We start from the raw sequence: 16,475 nt of genomic DNA, 5'->3' as shown, positions 1-16,475 counted from the left end.
TCCGTTCACGCTCTCATCAGAAACTCACCATCACCGAGCCGACGACTTCCGTGCCGCTGCGCCGGAACTGATCGCTCAAAGCGGCGAGATCGGCGATGCGGGTATGATCCTTGCGGACCACCAGCAGCACGCCGCCGGCGCGGGCGGCAATGGTCAAGACATCGGCTGCGCTAGAGAACGCCGGCGTGTCATACAGAATGATGTCGAAACGATCGCACAAGGTTTCATTCATAAGGACGAAGCTGGAGCGATTGATCAGTTCCTGAGGATTGGGCACCAGCGATCCGGCCGGCAATAGCGAGAGGTCGATGAACGATTCGGCCATCGCCAGCATGTCCAGGCCGGCGCGCCCGGCCAGGACATCGGCCAGCCCCAGCCCACTCTCGGCGGCCAGATTGAATATCTTGTGCTGACGTGGATGGCGCAAATTCGCATCGACCAGCAGCGTCTGCTCGCCGAGCTGCGAAAACACGACGGCCAGATTTGCCGCCAGCAGGCTGGCGCCGTCCCCCGAGTTAACGCCGGCAATCGCCAGGGTCTTGCGGCCTGGACGGAACCAGCGCAGCATCAACTCGCTGCGCACCGAGCGCAGCATTTCCACTTCCGCGCTGAACGGCTGATAGGCGGCCATCAGCGTCGACGGATAATTGCCGCTGCCCGCCTGCAGATAGGGGTAATCGAATTGACGCGCCAGCACCTGCTGGATATCAGCCTCGCTAACCAGCCCCAGGCGTTGCGCCGCCTCGCCGAAGCGCAGCCCCTCGGCCTTTTGCAGACGGCGCACGCTTTCCACTTCTTCCAGCGTCATCTTGCCCTGCTCGACCAGCATGCGGCCCATGTTGACGTCCCTGCGGGACGCCGCGGCAGCACTGGCGATAGAACTTACCGGATTGCTCATTTTGTCCAACCTTTCCAGCTTGCGCGCGTTCATTGCGATAAAAATAATTTGGAGAATCCGAATCTTCTCGGCTGCTTGCCCCAGGTGATGCTGCCGAGTACCGGCGCCTTCAGGACGTTGACCAGATCGGCGCTGGAGCGCACGCGCCGGTTCGCCAGTTCAGCCAGCACCGCCAAGGCCAGTCCAAGCATGGCGCCGAGCACTACCGACAGCACCACGTTCAACGCCACATTGGGGCTGACCGGAAACATCGGCGCCGCCGCCGGATTGAGCACCGAGACATCGGATTGATTCGACTGTCCTTCGAGTTCGCTCTGCGTCAGGCGCAGATTGGCGGCGTCGTATGCATGCTGCGCACTTTCGACATCCTTGACCATCACCGACAGCTCATCGCGAGCGCGGTTGAGCTGCAGCACCTTGGCCGTCTGGGCGGCCAGCGCGGCGCGCACCTCCGCCTCGCGCTGGCGCAAGATGCGGCCGTTATTCGCAACGCCGTTGTTGGTTGCACTGATATTGCTGTTGAGCTCGGCGCGCAGCCGGTCGACCTCGGCTTTGGCGGCCTGGTACTGCGGATGATTTACGTCCAGATTCTTGGATAGCTGGGCGAATTTTCCTTCCGCCTGCGCCAATGACGATTTCAGATTTTGAATCAGCGTGTTCGATATCACATCCGGCGAGTCCCTGCCGCCGCTGCCCATCGCCTGATTGCCGCGCGACGACGCTTCCGCTGCCTGCCCCTGCGCCTGCACCAGTTGGCTGGACAAATCGTTCAAGCGCGCCGATTCGACGTCGAGACGGTTGTCGGTACTGACCAGGCCATGCTCTTGCTGGTATTTGGATAGCTTGCTTTGCGCCTGTTCCAGGTCGGCGCGCAAGGTCTTGACCTGTTCGGTGAAATACTTGGCGGCCTGCTGCAAAGGTTCAACCTTGATTTGCAGATTGAGTTGCTGGTAAGCCGTCGCAAAGCCGTTGGCAACCGCTGCGACAAATGCCGGATCGCTGCCCTTGGCGGTGATTTCGATCATGCTGCTTTCGCGCGACGGCGATACCTCCACCATCTTCAGCAAGGAATCGGCCAGCCATTCGCGGATCGAGCCATTGCCGTTCGCGAATTTCTGGAAGCGCTGCTTAAAGCCTGGCTGCTGCGCCAGTCCAAGATTGTCGACCGCCTTCAAGGCGACCCGCCGGCTGGTGACGATATCGATCTGGGTCGCCATGTAGCCGGACACCAGCTGCGCCGGCAGGACATGGCCGGACACCGGGTCGGTGCCCTTGTAATTGAGCAGCAGCGTGGTTGAGGTCTTGTAGATTTTTGGCAGCGCAAGGCTGACGGCCGCGGTGGCAGTTATCGTCACCAGCAATGTCAATAAAATGACCTTGTAGCGAGCCCGCAGAATGATTAGAAGCTGAGAAAAAGTCATGGGAGCTCCTCTCCGGTAATGGCATGGAAAAAAGTCAATGCCAAACGCAATTCAAAACGCAATACAGAACGCAAGGCATCAGCCTCAATGAGATAGATCAAAACAAGCTCTCTTTCACATACACAACGTCGTCCGCCTGCAGCGCTTCGTCCTGTTTCGCATCTATCTCCTGCAGGTTGCCCTTGGCGTCGCGGCGCTTGATGCGCATGCCGCGCTGGGTTCCGCGCGGCGTCAGGCCGCCGCCGACCGACAGCGCCTGGATCACGGTCATATTGCGTTCCAGCTTGTAGCCGCCGGGATGCTGCACTTCACCGTAGATATAAAACCTGGGAGCGCGCTCCACGTAAACCACGTCGCCGTTGCTCAGGTCAAGATTCGATTTCATATCGGCCGACTGAATCATTTCAGCCAGATTGACGACCTGCTTGGTGGTTTTTCCATTGCGGGTGCGGACCACAGTAGCGCTATCGCCGCCTTCGGGGCCGACGCCGCCCGCCACCGCCAGCATGTCGGTCACGCTGCGCTTGCCGCTGACCGGATAGCGGCCCGGATGCAGCACCTGGCCGAGCACCGACACCTGCTGGCTTTGCAGCTCGGTGACCATGATGTTGACTTCCGCCTTGCGCAGGAAGCCGCCGCCTGTCAGCAGGCCGGAGATCTTCTTTTCAGCGTCGGCGGTAGACAGGCCGCCGATACTGACATCGCCGATGAGCGGGAATGTAATGCTTCCCGCTTCGCTGACTTTTGTCTCCAGGCTCAAATCGGGATTCCCGAATACGGAAATTTTCAAGGCGTCGCCCGCCCCTAGCGGCGTATCGGCCGCCGCCGCGGAGATCGCGTAAATTGCCAGCAGCGTCGCCAGCAGGCATGCGTAGACTTGTTTCATCATTATCGTCATCCTGTTAAATTATTTTCCCTGCCACATCTTCATCTTGCTCATTTGACTTCCGCCTTGACTTCCGCCATCTCGCGGCCGCGGTTCCGGTTCTCTGCAGCGGCACTTTGCTTGCCGGGCAAACCGGCTGGCGCCGGCGATTCTTCCGCAGCCAGCCCGGCGCTCTTGTCGACGTATTCAAGTTTCGCCAAAGAACGCAAACGCGCGATTTCTGCGGCGGCAACTTCTTGCATCTTCTTGTTCAGCAGATAGCGCTCGATCTGCGCGCTGGCGATATCTCCCGTGACCGGGCTCTCTCTTAATTCAGTCAGTGCACAGAGCAGAGCCTGTTGGCCGTCTTGCATCACAAATAAATGATTCCTGCCCAGCTTCTTGATTTTTCCGATAATCTCCGCCGACAGGTCGGCGCTGGAGTAGGTAAGCTGGGTTTTCACATACGCGACGTTGTGCTGCTCCAGCCAGGCGGCCATTTGATTCAACGACTTTGCCGTGTCCATCTCCGCTTTGAGCGGCTCGCTGAAATCTTGTGCGGCTATGGCTAATTGTTCGATATCCAGAACCTTGCGATGCGCGAATAATTCCGGGTGATCTTGAAAATAAGCGTCGATCTCCGCTTTGGAAGGCTTGGCCAGGCTCTCTCCCTTGGCTTCCAGATACGCCTGCACAATCGCTTGCGTCTTGAAGCGCTCGATAACTTGAAGCAATTTCGGATCGCGATCGAGCTTTTTGCGCAGCGCCTCCTCCAGCAAAACCTGGCGGTCAATCAACGCTTCCAGGACCTGCTTGCGCGCCGGCCGCTGCGTGCCCTTTTCTTCCGCCGCACCGCTCGCATGCTGCAACTCTGCGTCAAGCTGCTGTGCCGTGATTTCATCGCCATTGACTCTGGCCAGTATCTTGCCGGTCTTTTTTTTCTGGTCGCCGCAAGCCGTCAAGCTGATTGCAGCAAGCAGCATCAGGGCGGCCATGCCTTTTCCGCGCAGCACGCCGCTAAACAGGCCGCCCATGACAGGAGGCATATAGTCGAATCGTTCAGAGCAACTCAAGAGTCGACTCCTATCAGTAAATCGGATTTCATAAAACCACTTTCCATGTTTCGAGCCGGTGAGAACTGCTGCCTGGCGAAGCATCAAGCAAGGCATCAAACACTAAGCTGCCCAATAGGTCTCGACCCGGAAAAGAAACCGATAGAGGTCCGCATGGGACGACGGCGTACCTGATACAGCACGAAGCAGAGCCCGACCAGGAGCAATGCCCAGCGCTCGGGCTTTTGCCGCGGCTGGGCCTGGAAATCCTTGAGGAAATAAAACAGCAAGTCGTCCGGATTGCTCAAACTGGAAGTTATTTTTCTAGGCCGGCCGCCGTCATCGGCACTGCGTGAAAAAGTCACTGCAACGGGAACCGCGCCGCGCCATTCATCGCTCGCTTCTCCGCTTGAGCCCGGAACAAGGGAAACGGTCGAAGCAGATCGCACCGGAGGCGTTGCCAATGTGGCTGGCGTCGCCTCGCCCGGATTGGCGCGCCCGGCGCTGGATGGATAAGCATCGATTGCCAGCAGGCGCTGGACGCCGGCCTCGGGCGTATTGATTTGAAAAACCGGAGTTGCCGCCAGTGCTGCATTGCTGGAAACCACTAGTGCGAAGCTCATCAACAACATGGTTCTTTGCATGATATTTCTCCCAAAAAAATCATCGGATTCAATACGCGCTGTCTTTTTTCAACACTTCCTTGATGGTGCGGAAGATGATCCACAGGTCCAGCGCCAACGACCAGTTACGCAAATACTCCAGATCGAATTCAATCCGCGAACGCATTTTGTCCAAGGTATCGGTCTCGCCGCGGTAGCCGTTCACCTGCGCCCATCCGGTAATTCCCGGTTTCACCTTATGCCGCAACATGTAGCCCTGGATCAGCTTGCGATACATCTCGTTGTGGGCGACAGCGTGCGGACGCGGACCGACGATGCTCATGCGGCCTTGCAATACATTGAAAAACTGCGGCAATTCGTCAAGCGATGTGCGGCGCAGAAAGCCGCCGAATTTGGTCACGCGCGCATCGTTCTTTTTTGCCTGATTGACCACGGCGCCGTCCTCGGTGACGGCCATCGAGCGAAATTTATAGACCACGATTTCTTCTCCGTTCAAGCCGTATCGGCGCTGGGCGAAAATGATCCGGCCCGGCGAAGAAAGTTTTACGCCTATCGCAATCACCAGCATGACCGGCAGCAGGATGATCTGGATCAGCAGCGCCAGGACAATATCGCTGCCACGTTTCACCACGCCGCGCAGACCGGTGAATGGGGTTTCGCAGATGCCGATTACCGGGATGCCGCCGACATGATCGAGGCGCGCCTGTATCAGTCCGAAGGTATAGATGTCGGGCACGAAGTACACCGAAGCCGTGGTATCCCGCAATTCGTCCATCAAGGCCAGCACCCTCGGCTGCGCCGACATTGGCAAGCAGATAAAGATGGTCTTGATCTTGTGTTCGCGTACATACGACCCAACTTCTGCGATGGGGCCGAGATAGGGACCGGTCAAGTCAGACGGCCGGCTGGCTTGATCGCGATCATCGAAGAATCCGCGCAAATCGATGCCAGCGTTGCTGCCTGAGGTCAGGCACTTGTGAATATCGGCGCCGGGCTCGTTGGAGCCGACGATCACTGCCGACCGGACTTCAAGTTTTTTCCCAAATCTGAATACCAGCATATGCGCCGTCGAGCGGCTCAGCAGCAGCGCGAAAGGCGCCAGCGCAAACCAGGTCCAGATGACGCCGTCGGAAAACTCATAGCGCAGCCCTGTCACCTGCCCCATCAACATCAGAACGGCGGCGATAATCAGCCAGCCGAAGAAGATATCGCCGGCATACCCGAGCTGCTTGCCGATATGCAAAGTGCGGTACAGGTCAATCTGTTCGTAGATATACGAGGAAATGAAGAAGGCGATAATCATCAGAACCAGGTAATCGCCGGTGAGCACTTCATCCTTTGCCAGAATGACCAGATACAAGGAGCCAAGAATAATGGCCGGATCGAGCAGGCGTTTGAAGAAGGAAACCAGCGGGATGTCATTCTCGGTCATTTTTCCCTACCTCAATATGCAAAGCGCGTGTTCAGCATTACGCCGTTATTCACATACCCGCCTGGCGTGCTGGTTAAGGCGCGCGTGCTGCGGATGCCCGACAACTGGACCTGCCAGCGTAGTGTCGGGTTGTAAATCATCGTCAGCGCCGTGTTGCGCAGCACGTCGTTTTGATTCGGCGAACCGGGCGTGCCGGACGCCATTGACTGGCTGAAATCCCGCTTCTGATATTTGAATTGCGCAACCATGCGGATCTTTTCGGAGTACTGCCAAGCCGACGCAACGCTGGCGCCGTGATTCAGGGAATACACAGTGGACAGATCATCCACGGCGCCGATCTCGCGCCAGCCGGCGACGGTAAGGTCGATTTTTCCGGTGGGCGACCAGTCGGCGGAGACCCGCGAATTTATGCCGCTGAAATCTCTGACAGAAGATGCGTCTTGCTTTCTGCTGACCCAGCCGCCTAAAAAGTGCAGCTTCGTCTTGCCGCTCAACTGCCAGTCAACCTTGCCCTTTATTTCGTCCTGGTTATAACCGTTGAACACCTGCGTACCGGCGTCTATTTCCGGATTCGGAAAATCAGCGCGTGTGTGGCGCAGCTGAACGCCGACGGTGCTGCCGCTGGCGGCCAGATAGTCGAGCCCCACTTCGGTTTGGTTCTGCGAGTTGTCGGCCGGCTGCTGCGACGCCAGGTCATACGACAATTTGCTGTGTACCAGACCGGCGTGTACCCGCCAGCTCGGATGGAACAGCCAGGAGCCGTCAACATAGGCGCTTTCTTGCGTGCGCAGATTTTTTTCCAGCAAATGGAAATCGATGAAAGGGGTAAGCCCCTGCGAATAAGTGACGCCGGCATTGCCCTCTACATGCGGTCCCGCATGCCAGTTCCAATTGGCGGCTAGATTCTTGTCCAGGTGATCGAGTTGCTGGAACCGGTCGTAATCGACCTTGGCGACATTCAAGTTCGCCGTCAGATGCTGTTGGCTGATGCTCTTGTCGACGGCGAGGCCGAACTGCAGCCGGCGCGTGATATCCGAAAGATCGCTGCCGATCCCCATGGCTTGCGCGGCGGCAGAATTTTGCAATTCCAGCAGATTATCGTCGTAGCTGACGCCATAGCCCGCATACGGCTTGACGGAATCGGGCGCTGCCACGATCACATCCGGCGGCGGCATGGTATCCGTAGGCACCAGGTCGTTAGCGCCGGCCAATGCCGGCACGCAGGAACATATCGGTATCAGGAAAATGGCTTTCCATGACAAGCGGAGAAATTCTGCACGGTGTTCCGCGCGCGGTTTTGATCGTCTGTTCATTACACACCTTTTCCAGTGCATCGCTGCACCAAAAATTTATCGATTCAACTTCACCGATCATTTGATAAAGCTCTTTTCCGGCTCAAAAAAAACGGCGGAAACAGTCGTTTAAAAATCAGTTCAGTTCTGTCGGAAGACTGAGAACGGGCGAAGCATCGCTTGATTACAAAAATTTCAAGCAGGCTGCGATTGCAATACGCAAAGTAAACCAATAGATCGCCGGACTCCGTGCGCAAGCACACACACAACACAAACTATTAGCGCCGTCATTTGTCATGGAGGGATTGAAACCGCGTAAAGGCCGTGCATCTACATCTACCCGGCGTCTATCGCATCTATCTCTACATGCGCCAAAGACAACTACAGAAGCAGGAGAAAAAATAATGGATAGGATGCAGAGAGCATTTGCAGCTTATGCAAGAACCCCTGCGCGATGTTTGTCACACAGGCATCGGTTTCGCACTTGCCTTACAGGCAGCTGCAAGCCTCATTGCTCTGACGGAATTGGAATTGAAGTCTGACGCGTGGCGCATCAGGGAGAGGTTTTTTTGCATGATCTTTCCTTCAACAAAATGCTTATCTCACCAGGTACTGGCGGATATCAGGAATCTGAGCAAAGCCGGAACGGACTCCCATGGCCAGCACTTTTTTTAAAAGCGGGGGACGAGAAATTGCTCCGACTTTTCGACATGAAAAGGCGTTATGCGGAAGCTGTGCAACGCATGGTGCAACACAACATAAGCACACCACGTAGGGACTTCAATTTATGTCGTGAGTTCATTCAAGACCCGTTTTTTTACATCTTGTAGCACATCGGTTTTCACATTAACAACTAAGGTGTTGATCGAAAAAGAATGCGGAAAACCAACATTGCTCGCACGGAAAATCTTGAGATCTGACATGCTCGCAAGTAAAAATGTCGAATGCGAACCTTTGCCAAACCCTTACAGAATGGGCATTTCCGGCTGACCATATAATTAAAATAAAAAAAAACAGAATGCGAAATACTATAGAAATGTATGAGATATTATTTATCCGATTTTCATAGGCCAGCATCACTGCATTTCCATTTGGCAATGCACTATCGCGGTTTGCAAGTGATTTAGAAGATCGCTATTAGCCCTTAGTATCGTTCAGATATTTAATTGTGCAAGGCACAAATTCGTAAAATATTCACCCCCGTCAAAAATGATTATCCAAGGCAACAAAATTACGCGCGAAAGCCGCATCTCGGTGGTAAGTTACCCGCAGCAGATGCTGATGAAGAAAAACGAAGTGAACCAACAAGACGGCATATGCTCCGAGTACTGGCGTCTGCAATTCAAACAGTATTACTAAGGGGAACTGGCTATCATGTGGAACAATTATCTGAATCTTTCTGTGATGAATTGGCTGGGGCAATTCACATCGATGTCGGCGCCCTTCAATCAGATCGTTCACTATATTTCCGGATCCGATCTGTTCAAGGGCATACCCTTCATGGCCATACTTTGGTATTTCTGGTTCAGGGATACGGATCCAAAATCGAACACCAGGGAAATCATTATCGCGACCCTGATCGGCTGCGTGGTTGCCGTCTTCATTGCCAGAGCCGCGAACAATATGGGCGCCTATCAGCCGCGTCCCTTTGCCAACGCGGCACTGCCCTCTCACACGTACATCGGGCTGGCGGCGCCGGAGAGCCAGGCTTTGTATATCTGGAATTCTTTCCCTAGCGATCACGCCACTTTGTTTTTCAGTCTCGCTACCGGGATTTTTCTGATTTCAAGGATGAGCGGATCCCTGCTCTATCTCTATACCCTGATCTTTATTGCGCTGCCGCGGGTGTATCTGGGCTTGCATTACCCTACCGATATTCTCGCGGGCGGACTGTTGGGAATAGCGTGTGTCGCACTCAGCACTCGCGCCAGCGTGGTCAAACTCTATGGCCGGCGCTGCGATATGCTGTTGAATCGCTACCCGGCTGCCTTTCAGGCCGCGCTGTTCATCATCACCTTTGAAATAGCTACGATGTTCAGTGACGTTCGCATGCTGCTCGAAGGAATCATCAAATACTTTCCGCGGTAGTAGCGAGGCTTTGCATGCCGAAGCGATGGCCCAGGCGCCCGGTCCATCTCAGTAAATCAGGAATGTGATGCGAGTGAATTTCGCCCGCCCGATCACAATGTCAAACGCCTGTAATAATTTGGCGCTAAGATCTGTTCCAGATTCGTACCTGACTGGCGCGCGGTTGACTGTCGCGCAGTTGACTATCGCGCAATTGACTACCGATATGTGAGTAGATTCATCAATAGCCCTGTCACTTTGCAGATAGCACTGGACGGCTAGAATCTCCTCACATATCGCTAGTCGGACAGCTATGGTGCTCGCCGCCTGCTTGCCATCTATTCACTTATTACTGCATTTGCACGATCGCTCATTTCCCGTTTGACACGAACCGGCTTTGTCAGCACGAAGACCAGCAGGCTACTGATTGCCGCAAGCAGCGCCGCAAAATACAAGACGCTTGAAAAGCCGCTGACAAAAGCTGCCTTAGCGCTTACCGATGCGATCTGACTTGCGGGCGGCGGCAAATTGGAAAATGCGTCCGCGGCATTGCCCGCCACGATTTTTCCAGTCAGGTTGGATTTACCAAGCCGCCACACAACCGTCGGTGCGCGGCTCGGCGCCGCCGCATAACACGCCGTGCCGATCGCGCCAGATGATCTGGCCGCGGCCGAAACCGAGCTGGTTGGCTGACCACGATGCATCATGTCCAAGGCCGCGCAAGCCGCGGAACAGATGCTCGGGGTTGCCATGCTCGATGCTGACATTATTAGCCCCCTCCCATTCCCAGCGCGGGGCGTCCAGCGAGGATTGCGGATTGAGGCCGAAGTCGATCGTGTTCATGACCATCTGCACATGTCCCTGCGGCTGCATGAAACCGCCCATCACGCCGAACGGGCCGACCGCCTTGCCATCCCTGGTCAAAAAGCCCGGAATGATGGTGTGATACGGTCTTTTCCCCGGGGCCAGGCAATTCGGATGGGCGGCGTCGAGCGTGAAATTGTTGCCGCGATTATGCAGGGCGATGCCGGTTCCCGGCACTACCAGCCCGGAGCCGAAACCCATGTAGTTGCTTTGGATGAAGGACACCATATTGCCCTCGTCGTCGGCGGTGCTCAGGTACACCGTGCCGCCGCGCGACGGCTGGCCGGCCAGCGGCAATGCCGCGCGCTTGCCTATCAATTTGCGCCGCTCATCGGCATAAGCATCGGACAGCAAATCCTCGACCGCGACCCGCATATGCCCGCTGTCGGCGATATGCGCCAGGCCGTCGGCGTAAGCCAGCTTGATCGCTTCGATCTGGCGGTGATAGGTCAACAAGGTATCGCGTTCGCTGAAATCGAAGCCCTTCAATATATTCAGGGCCAGCAAGGCCACCAGGCCGTGGCCGTTGGGCGGCATTTCCCAGACATCGACACCGCGATAATTGCTGCTGATCGGCGTCACCCATTGCGGCTGGTACGCCGCCAGGTCGGCGCTATCCAGATAACCCCCGGCGGCGCGCACGCAAGCGGCAATCTGTTGCGCCAGTGCGCCACGATAGAAGCTAGCGCCATTGTCGGCAGCAATCGCGCGCAAGGTATCGGCATGACCCTGCGCATGCCAGACTTCGCCGGCGTGGGGCGCGCGGCCGCCTATTCCATTTATGCCATCCATGCTGAAAGTAGCGAACCAGGCTTGAAAATGGGCATCCTTGAATTCTTGCCGAAATAATTTGTATGCCTGCTGCCAGGCAAACGCCACCGTCGGCGACACCGGATAACCGTCTTGCGCCAGCGCGATGGCGCCGGCCATGGAACGCTGCAGCGGCAGCTTGCCGAAACGCTCTGCCATGCTGGCCCATGCGCCCGGCGCGCCGGGTACGGTAATGGGCAGCGCACCATACTTCGGCATGCTTTGATGGCCGGCGGCGCGCAGCTTGTCTATCGAGATTGCCAGCGGCGCAGCGCCGCTGGCGTTCAAGCCGTGCAATTCGCCCGCATGCCAGATCAGTGCAAAGGCGTCGCCGCCGATGCCGTTGGCAGTCGGTTCGACCACCGTCAGCGCAGCGGCGGTGGCGATCGCCGCATCGATCGCGTTGCCGCCGGCTTGCAGCACCGCCAGCCCGGCTTGCGCCGCCAGCGGCTGCGAAGTGGCGACCATGCCGCGTTTGGCGTATACCGCAGTGCGGCGGGAGGGGTAAGGATAGTGATTGGGATCGAAGCTGAACATGTTTTCTCTATTCTCTAAGCGCCGCAAATCAGCTTGACGCCAGCCGCTGCAGTCGCCTCCAGCGACGCCCGCGTATCGCCTGCTCTCGAACGCAGCGCCAAGGTATGCAAAATCGCCGAGGCCAGCTTCGCCAGCAGCGCCGGTTCCGCGCCGGCCGCCAGTTCGCCCTGCTCCAGCGCCTGTTGCAAGCGTATCTCAAACGCCTGGTCGAAACTGCGCAAGCCATCCCCCAGCCTGTCGCGCACTTCGATATCCGCCACCGCCGGCGTCGCTGCGGTGCCGATCAGCAGGCAACCGCGCGCATCGTCGCCGGACGGCAGATACATCGCCAGCGCCAGGTCGTACACGCGCTGCAAAGCTTGCGCCAAGGGCAGATCGGCGGCCAGGATCTGATCCATCTTCTGGCGGCTGGCCTCGATATAACGATCCAGCGTTTGCAGGTAAAGCGCGTGTTTGTCGCCGAACGCTGCGTATAAGCTGGGCCGGTTCATGCCGGTGGCCGCGCTCAGGTCATCCAGCGAGCTGCCGGCATAACCGGAGCGCCAGAACACATCCCTTGCGCTAGAGAAGGCTTGCTCCGGATCGTAAGCGCGCGGCCGGCCGCGGGCACGTTTGTTTTCTTTTTGTTCCATATAGTATAAAAATAATTGACGAAGGTATTTTTGTACACTATAGTACAAAAACATAACCTATGGGAGTTCCAGATGAATCTATACTTTTCTCCACTCGCCTGTTCGCTGGCGACCCGGATTGCCTTCTATGAGGCGGATGCAAAAGTCGGCTATATCCAGGTCGATCTCAAACAAAAAAAATTACAGGACGGCTCCGATTTTTACGCCATCAATGCGCTCGGGCAAGTACCGGTATTGCGCACCGGCGACGGCTCGCTGCTGACCGAGAACACCGCTATCCTGCCCTACGTCGCAGAACATTTCCCTGAAGCGCAACTAGCACCGACGGACCGGCTGCAACACGCCAGGATGCAGCAATGGCTGGGTTTCATCAGCACCGAACTGCACAGAGCCGTGTTTTCCCCGCTGCTCGATCCGGACGCCTCTGAACCGGTAAAAGCTTACGCACGTGAACAAGTCGCCTTGCGTCTCGACCACTTGCAAGAGCATTTCACGACACACGAATTCCTGCTCGACCGTTTCAGCGTAGCCGACGCCTACCTGTTCGCCGTGCTCAACTGGACACCGCATTGCGCCATCGATCTGGCGCAATGGCCGCAAGTCAAAGACTATTACGCAAGGCAGTTGCAACGTCCCAGCATAGCCAAGGCGCTGGCAGAAGAACTGGCTCTGTATCGCGCAAAATCCTGAGAGCGGCAACAAGCACGCCATGGCCAAATCCGGATAAGCATCTGCAATTGATTTAGAAAAAATAATTTTTTCTATGTTAGTCAGCGAACAGATAAACCCATGGCGATTAGCTACAGTACCCCCCATCTTCCCTACCCGGCCTCCGAAGCCTGGTAGTGCAAGCTTAGCGATAGTAAATATCGGACTACCGGGGCTGGCGGTCGGGAAACATACCAGCACCACTCTCATCAAACTCCCTTGCCATTCTCCGTTCCCAGCCAGCCGCCGCTGAATCCGGCACGGCGCAAACCGGTGACGATATACGGGCAGTTGCGCATCAAGTCCCATAGCATTTCACTGCGATAGTTCTCTATCATCAAAATGATCGGCCCCTGGTCGATGCCGAAATGCCAGGGCGATACCCAGCCGTATGGGTTGGCGCAATTGCATGGATAGCTGGGGTTGAAGGTCGCCTTGAAGCCATAGGGATTGCCGGTTTTCAGGGCGACCTGATGGACGAAATAGGCGATGGTCGGCAACACGATTTCGGGTGCGAATGGCAGCGAGGCCACCACCACCCACGGTGCGATGGTGCCGTCGTCGGGGCCATGCGGCACGCCGCGCGCCACATAGTCGTAAAACTCGCGCTTGACGCCGTTGACCTCAAGTACCGCCGGACCAGGGCCGTCGCTGGCGGTAATGCCCCAGCAATACTCGCCGTAGCCGGCAAAGCCGCCGGGATTGGCTATCGCGTATTGCTGCTGAACCAAGGTGGCGCGGCGGCTGTTCTCGAAATAATCGATGCCTTTGCTGCGCATGGGGCTGTCCTGTATGCCGCGGAAATCCACCCAGATATGCGATAGCTGATGGGTGAACATGGACCCGGAATAGAAATAATCGTAGCCGTAGCTATGCTGCCACTGATAGGCCGCCGTCCAGTCGCAATAACTATCCGCCGGCAGCGGGTGCGACGGCGAACCAAGTCCAAGCAGGTACAACAGCAACGCTTCGTCGTAGCCGTCCCAGCGGTTAGGCAAGAATCCGGACTCCGGCTTCCATCCCATGGATACCGCCTCGCCGCCATTCTGCGCCCACGGCCAGTCGACCCGCAGATACAGCGCTTCAGCCAGCCGCCGCACTTCCGCTTCATCTGCACTGGCAGCACTGGCTGCATCGAAATAGCTGGCCGCAGTGAGCGCGCCGGCCAGGAGAAAAGTAGTGTCGATGGTCGACAGCTCGCATTGCCAGGCGCGGCGGCCGGTTTGCATATTCAGGAAGTGATAATAAAAACCCTTGTAGCCGCTGGCGTCCGGCTGCGGCCCTTGCGCACTGTTCCAGAAAAATTGCAGGGTCCGCAGCACCCGCTTGAGCGCCGCCGCATGTGAGATGAAGCCACGCTCCACCGCCACCGGATACGCCGCCAGCGCCAGGCCCACGGCGGCAATGCTGGCGGGCCATCCAGGCGCGGTTTTATCGATCACCAGGCCGTTGCAGCGATTGGTCTCGTGCATGAAATAACTGAACGATTCGCGCTGCAGCATATCCAGCTCAGCCGGTATCGTCAGCGCTTTCCGGTTCATGTGCTGACGCCCGATGGCGATTGCGGACTGCCTGCCAGCGCCGCATCGACAATTGCTTGCGCCTCCTGCACGATGCGCTGCAAGTGATCTTCGCCGAGAAAACTTTCGGCGTAGATCTTGTAGATGTCTTCCGTGCCCGACGGCCGCGCCGCAAACCAGCCGCTCGCAGTGACCACTTTGACACCGCCAATCGCAGCGCGGTTGCCCGGCGCCTGGCTGAGGATGTCTTGAATTTTTTCACCGGCCAGATCGCTGCACTGTATCTGTTGCGGCGATAGCGCCGCCAGCATTTTTTTCTGCGCCGGCGTGGCGCTGGCCTCGACTCTGGTGCTGACAGGATCACCCAGCCCGGCGGCCAGTTTGCGATAGATTTCGCCCGGATCCCGGCCGCTGCGCGCCGTGATCTCTGCCGCCAGCAGGGCCGGCGCCAAGCCGTCCTTGTCGCTGGTCCAGACCGCGCCGTCATGCCGCAGAAAGCTTGCGCCTGCGCTTTCTTCGCCGCCAAACCCGAGCGAACCATCGTTCAAGCCATCGGCAAACCATTTGAACCCGGCTGGCACCTCGTACAGCTGGCGCTGCAACCTGGCGCAGACACGATCGATGATCTGGCTGCTGACCACCGTCTTGCCGACCTTTGCCGCCTGCGGCCATAACGGCCGCTGCTGGAACAGATAATCGATGGCAACCGCAAGATAATGGTTGGCCGGCAGCAGGCCGGCGCTTTTGGTGACGATGCCGTGGCGGTCGTGATCGGTATCGCAGGCGAAGGCAATATCGTAACGATCCCTCATTCCAAGCAGGCGCTGCATCGCGTAAGACGATGACGGATCCATGCGGATCCGGCCATCCCAATCCAGCGTCATGAAGCGAAAGGCAGGATCGACCTCCTCGCTGACCACACTCAGGTTCAACCGGTAGCGTTCGCCAATCCGCTGCCAGTAATGGACGCCGGCGCCGCCCAGCGGATCGACGCCGAGATGGATGCCGGCGCTGCGAATCGCCGCCATGTCGATGACCTGCTCAAGCTCATTCACGTAGGTACTCAGATAGTCGTAGCGATGGGTGGTGGCCAGCCGCAGCGCCCTCTCCAGCGGCATGCGTTTGACATCCTTGAGAGCGCTTCTCAGATGCTGATTGGCGGCAGTCTCGATCCAGCCGGTGACATCGGTATCGGCGGCGCCGCCGTTAGGCGGGTTGTACTTGAAACCGCCGTCTTGCGGCGGATTGTGCGAAGGCGTGACCACGATGCCGTCGGCCAAGCCGCTGCTACGGTTGCGGTTGCGGTTGCGGTTGCGGTTGTACTTGAGGATGGCGTGCGAGACCGCCGGCGTCGGCGTGTATTCATCGCCCTGTGCCAGCATCACATCGACGCCGTTGGCGGCCAGCACTTCGAGCGCGCTGGCGCAAGCGGGAGTTGACAGCGCATGCGTGTCGACGCCTAGAAATAAAGGGCCGTTGATGCCTTGCTTGCTGCGGTAGGCGCAAATGGCTTGGGTGATCGCCAGTACATGCGCCTCATTAAAACTATGCTCGAAAGAGCAGCCGCGATGGCCCGAGGTTCCGAAAGCTACCCGCTGTTCGGGAAATTCCGGATCGGGAGTATTCGTGTAGTAGGCGCTGACCAGTTTCGGCACATCCACCAGCAACGCCAAAGGCGCCGGCTTGCCAGCCAGGGGGCTTATTTTCATCATGTTTTTCCTCGGCGGTGGAAAGTAATACTTTTATCGCTGCCG

At 57.3% G+C, this 16,475-nt stretch carries 14 protein-coding genes; 2 read left to right on the top strand and 12 right to left on the bottom strand.

Annotation, left to right across the window (positions count from 1 at the left end):
* Window positions 1–16: 16 nt before the first annotated feature.
* From epsG to epsL, 7 genes are all read right to left on the bottom strand, one after another.
* Complete coding sequence (gene epsG / locus KHU33_RS06135) at window positions 17–898, bottom strand: chain length determinant protein tyrosine kinase EpsG (RefSeq protein ID WP_211461624.1); 882 nt, start codon at window positions 896–898, stop codon at window positions 17–19.
* 29 nt (window positions 899–927) lie between these two features.
* The gene (gene epsF / locus KHU33_RS06130) at window positions 928–2,319 is read right to left on the bottom strand and encodes a chain length determinant protein EpsF (RefSeq protein ID WP_211461623.1); all 1,392 of its coding nucleotides are present in this window, start codon (window positions 2,317–2,319) and stop codon (window positions 928–930) included.
* A 97-nt stretch (window positions 2,320–2,416) separates the two neighbouring features.
* Window positions 2,417–3,205: a polysaccharide export protein EpsE gene (gene epsE / locus KHU33_RS06125; protein ID WP_211461646.1), complete on the bottom strand. Its 789-nt coding sequence runs from the start codon at window positions 3,203–3,205 to the stop codon at window positions 2,417–2,419.
* A 50-nt stretch (window positions 3,206–3,255) separates the two neighbouring features.
* Window positions 3,256–4,257, bottom strand: a complete 1,002-nt coding sequence (locus KHU33_RS06120) for an EpsD family peptidyl-prolyl cis-trans isomerase (protein ID WP_211461622.1) — start codon at window positions 4,255–4,257, stop codon at window positions 3,256–3,258.
* A 95-nt stretch (window positions 4,258–4,352) separates the two neighbouring features.
* Window positions 4,353–4,880, bottom strand: coding sequence for a hypothetical protein (locus KHU33_RS06115; protein WP_211461621.1), 528 nt, complete (start codon window positions 4,878–4,880; stop codon window positions 4,353–4,355).
* A gap of 28 nt (window positions 4,881–4,908) precedes the next feature.
* Complete coding sequence (locus KHU33_RS06110) at window positions 4,909–6,291, bottom strand: undecaprenyl-phosphate glucose phosphotransferase (protein ID WP_211461620.1); 1,383 nt, start codon at window positions 6,289–6,291, stop codon at window positions 4,909–4,911.
* Window positions 6,292–6,302: 11 nt separating this feature from the next.
* Entirely contained in the window at window positions 6,303–7,604 is a 1,302-nt protein-coding gene (gene epsL, locus KHU33_RS06105) for an XrtB/PEP-CTERM-associated polysaccharide biosynthesis outer membrane protein EpsL (RefSeq protein ID WP_230414086.1), read from the bottom strand.
* A 1,353-nt stretch (window positions 7,605–8,957) separates the two neighbouring features.
* On the opposite strand from epsL, the gene KHU33_RS06100 reads away from it, so the two are divergent.
* Window positions 8,958–9,671, top strand: a complete 714-nt coding sequence (locus KHU33_RS06100) for a phosphatase PAP2 family protein (RefSeq protein WP_211461619.1) — start codon at window positions 8,958–8,960, stop codon at window positions 9,669–9,671.
* A 317-nt stretch (window positions 9,672–9,988) separates the two neighbouring features.
* Here the strand turns inward: KHU33_RS06100 and KHU33_RS06095 are convergent, their stop codons facing one another.
* From KHU33_RS06095 to KHU33_RS06085, 3 genes are read right to left on the bottom strand one after another with little or no spacing between them, the layout of a single operon-like run.
* Complete coding sequence (locus tag KHU33_RS06095) at window positions 9,989–10,210, bottom strand: hypothetical protein (protein ID WP_211461618.1); 222 nt, start codon at window positions 10,208–10,210, stop codon at window positions 9,989–9,991.
* A gap of 22 nt (window positions 10,211–10,232) precedes the next feature.
* The gene (locus KHU33_RS06090) at window positions 10,233–11,861 is read right to left on the bottom strand and encodes a gamma-glutamyltransferase family protein (protein WP_211461617.1); all 1,629 of its coding nucleotides are present in this window, start codon (window positions 11,859–11,861) and stop codon (window positions 10,233–10,235) included.
* Between the two features lie 14 nt (window positions 11,862–11,875).
* Window positions 11,876–12,493 carry a TetR/AcrR family transcriptional regulator gene (locus KHU33_RS06085; RefSeq protein ID WP_211461616.1) on the bottom strand — a complete coding sequence of 206 codons (618 nt, stop codon included), beginning with the start codon at window positions 12,491–12,493 and terminating at the stop codon, window positions 11,876–11,878.
* A 72-nt stretch (window positions 12,494–12,565) separates the two neighbouring features.
* Between KHU33_RS06085 and KHU33_RS06080 the strand changes: the two genes are divergently transcribed.
* A complete protein-coding gene (locus KHU33_RS06080; protein WP_211461615.1) occupies window positions 12,566–13,183 on the top strand; it encodes a glutathione binding-like protein in 618 nt (205 codons plus the stop codon).
* 227 nt (window positions 13,184–13,410) lie between these two features.
* On the opposite strand, the gene KHU33_RS06075 is transcribed toward KHU33_RS06080, so the two are convergent.
* Together KHU33_RS06075 and pgm are read right to left on the bottom strand one after the other, a co-directional pair.
* The gene (locus KHU33_RS06075; protein ID WP_211461614.1) at window positions 13,411–14,742 is read right to left on the bottom strand and encodes a glucoamylase family protein; all 1,332 of its coding nucleotides are present in this window, start codon (window positions 14,740–14,742) and stop codon (window positions 13,411–13,413) included.
* Window positions 14,739–16,430 (bottom strand): phosphoglucomutase (alpha-D-glucose-1,6-bisphosphate-dependent), encoded by a 1,692-nt coding sequence (gene pgm / locus KHU33_RS06070; RefSeq protein ID WP_211461644.1) that lies wholly within the window; start codon window positions 16,428–16,430, stop codon window positions 14,739–14,741. Before pgm ends, KHU33_RS06075 begins: the two co-directional genes overlap by 4 nt.
* Window positions 16,431–16,475: the final 45 nt, after the last annotated feature.

The sequence above is a fragment of the Collimonas silvisoli genome (genome assembly GCF_018305005.1).
GTDB classification, from domain to species: Bacteria; Pseudomonadota; Gammaproteobacteria; order Burkholderiales; family Burkholderiaceae_D; genus Collimonas; species Collimonas silvisoli.
Note: the sequence above shows the minus strand (reverse complement) of the source record. Positions and strands in the feature narration are given on the sequence as shown.

Coding starts and splice junctions, on each gene's coding strand:
- epsE (WP_211461646.1), bottom strand. CDS start 3,205: ATGAAACAAGTCTACGCATGCCTGCTGGCGACGCTGCTGGCAATTTAC.
- KHU33_RS06115 (WP_211461621.1), bottom strand. CDS start 4,880: ATGCAAAGAACCATGTTGTTGATGAGCTTCGCACTAGTGGTTTCCAGC.
- KHU33_RS06080 (WP_211461615.1), top strand. CDS start 12,566: ATGAATCTATACTTTTCTCCACTCGCCTGTTCGCTGGCGACCCGGATT.
- epsL (WP_230414086.1), bottom strand. CDS start 7,604: ATGAACAGACGATCAAAACCGCGCGCGGAACACCGTGCAGAATTTCTC.
- pgm (WP_211461644.1), bottom strand. CDS start 16,430: ATGAAAATAAGCCCCCTGGCTGGCAAGCCGGCGCCTTTGGCGTTGCTG.
- epsG (WP_211461624.1), bottom strand. CDS start 898: ATGAGCAATCCGGTAAGTTCTATCGCCAGTGCTGCCGCGGCGTCCCGC.
- epsF (WP_211461623.1), bottom strand. CDS start 2,319: ATGACTTTTTCTCAGCTTCTAATCATTCTGCGGGCTCGCTACAAGGTC.
- KHU33_RS06090 (WP_211461617.1), bottom strand. CDS start 11,861: ATGTTCAGCTTCGATCCCAATCACTATCCTTACCCCTCCCGCCGCACT.
- KHU33_RS06100 (WP_211461619.1), top strand. CDS start 8,958: ATGTGGAACAATTATCTGAATCTTTCTGTGATGAATTGGCTGGGGCAA.
- KHU33_RS06085 (WP_211461616.1), bottom strand. CDS start 12,493: ATGGAACAAAAAGAAAACAAACGTGCCCGCGGCCGGCCGCGCGCTTAC.
- KHU33_RS06075 (WP_211461614.1), bottom strand. CDS start 14,742: ATGAACCGGAAAGCGCTGACGATACCGGCTGAGCTGGATATGCTGCAG.
- KHU33_RS06110 (WP_211461620.1), bottom strand. CDS start 6,291: ATGACCGAGAATGACATCCCGCTGGTTTCCTTCTTCAAACGCCTGCTC.